Origin of the sequence: Actinoplanes sp. NPDC048791, assembly GCF_040650095.1 — a bacterium.
In the GTDB taxonomy this organism is placed as follows: Bacteria; Actinomycetota; Actinomycetes; order Mycobacteriales; family Micromonosporaceae; genus Actinoplanes.
Map to the genome: position 1 here is coordinate 1 of NZ_JBEZGQ010001500.1, position 1,540 is coordinate 1,540.

Annotated in this window: 2 protein-coding genes and 1 pseudogene; 2 read left to right on the forward strand and 1 reads right to left on the reverse strand. The window is 73.1% G+C overall.

Annotated elements, in window-relative coordinates; all coding sequences use genetic code 11:
• Both AB0C29_RS47830 and AB0C29_RS47835 read left to right on the forward strand, forming a co-directional pair.
• Positions 1 to 191, forward strand: a pseudogene (locus tag AB0C29_RS47830) (sulfite oxidase); the annotation flags it as partial.
• Between the two features lie 34 nt (positions 192 to 225).
• Positions 226 to 807 (forward strand): GNAT family N-acetyltransferase, encoded by a 582-nt coding sequence (locus AB0C29_RS47835; RefSeq protein WP_360834946.1) that lies wholly within the window; start codon positions 226 to 228, stop codon positions 805 to 807.
• On the opposite strand, the gene AB0C29_RS47840 is transcribed toward AB0C29_RS47835, so the two are convergent.
• Positions 804 to 1,540 (reverse strand): ABC transporter ATP-binding protein (locus tag AB0C29_RS47840; RefSeq protein WP_360834948.1); only part of this gene is annotated, 737 nt, incomplete at its 5' end. The two genes, AB0C29_RS47835 and AB0C29_RS47840, sit on opposite strands and share 4 nt — an antisense overlap.

Genomic DNA, 1,540 nt, shown 5'->3' on the forward strand with positions numbered 1-1,540 from the left:
GCCGGGTCGGCGGCAGCGAAGGCCACGCGTGGCAGCGCTGGGAGCTGGACTGGCGACCGGCCGCGGGCGCGCACGAGCTGCTGGCCCGGGCGACCGACGTCCGCGGCAACACCCAGCCGGACGTGGCGGACTACAACGAGCTGGGCTATCTGTTCGACGCCGTGGTCCGGCACCCCGTGGTGGCCGTCTGACCAGCCGCACCGCGATGGTCGTAGGGTCCTCGCCATGCCGTCAGCTCCGGCACCGGCGGTCCTCGAAGGTGCCCACGTTCGTCTTGAACCCCTGGCCGAGTCCCATGTCCCGGAACTGTTCGGAGCAGGCGGCCGCGACGACGAGGTGTGGCGCTGGCTGAGTGCGCCGACTCCGCGTACCGAAGCGGAACTACGCGGGATCGTCTGCAGGCGCCTCGAGGACGTCAAGGACGGCAAGCGGGTGGCGTTCGCCGTGCTGAGCCGGACAGCCGGCACGGCGATCGGCATGACGAATCTGCACAGCTGGCATCGGGCGGAAGGCCGCATCGAGATCGGCGGCACCTGGTTCGGCCGGAGATGGTGGCGCACCGCGGCGAACACCGAGACCAAGCTCCTGACGATGACCCATGCCTTCGAGACCCTTGGCTACACAGCCGTGGTCTGGCGGATCAGCGCGGGGAATCTCCGCTCGCGGGAGGCGATCACACGCATCGGTGCCGTGCCCGCTGGGCACGAGCGTGCATCCGGCCAGACGGACCTTCTGACGTACCTCATGCCCTGCGAGGAGTGGCCCGCAGCGAAGGCACGGCTGGCTGAACGCCTGGCGAGAGACTAGCCGTGCCAGGTGCGCCATAGGGCGGCGTACGTGCCGTCCGCCGCGACCAGCTCGTCGTGCGTGCCCAGCTCCACCAGCCGCCCGCCGTCCATCACCGCCACCCGGTCCGCGTCGTGCGCGGTCTGCAGCCGGTGCGCGATCGCGATCACCGTACGGTCGTGCAGCACCGCGGCCAGCGACCGTTCCGCGTCCCGGGCGGTCGTCGGGTCGAGCAGTGCCGTCGCCTCGTCCAGCACCACCGTGTGCGGGTCGGCCAGCACCACCCGGGCCAGCGCCAGCTGCTGGGCCTGCGCGCCGTCGAGGACGAAGCCGTCGCCGCCCAGCCGGGTGTCCAGGCCGTCCGGGAGTTCCCGTACCCAGTCCGCGCCGACGATGGCCAGCGCCGAACGCAGGTCGTCGTCGGACGCGTCCGGGGCGGCCAGGGTCAGGTTGTCGCGGACCGCGTCGCGGAACACGTGGTGTTCCTGGGTGACCAGGACCACCTGGCGGCGCAGCAGGCTCGGCGGCAGCTCGGCGATCGGCACCCCGCCCACGGTCAGCGTGCCGGCGCGGGGGCGGTCGACCCCGGCGAGCAGCCGGCCCAGGGTGGACTTGCCGGCGCCGGAGCGGCCGACCAGGGCGAGCCGCTCTCCCGGGCGCACGGTCAGGTCGACGCCGCGCAGCAGCAGGTCGGTGCCGTGCCCGCTCTGCCGCAGGCCGCGGGTGACGGTCCGGGTCAGCTCCTGGTGGCGGT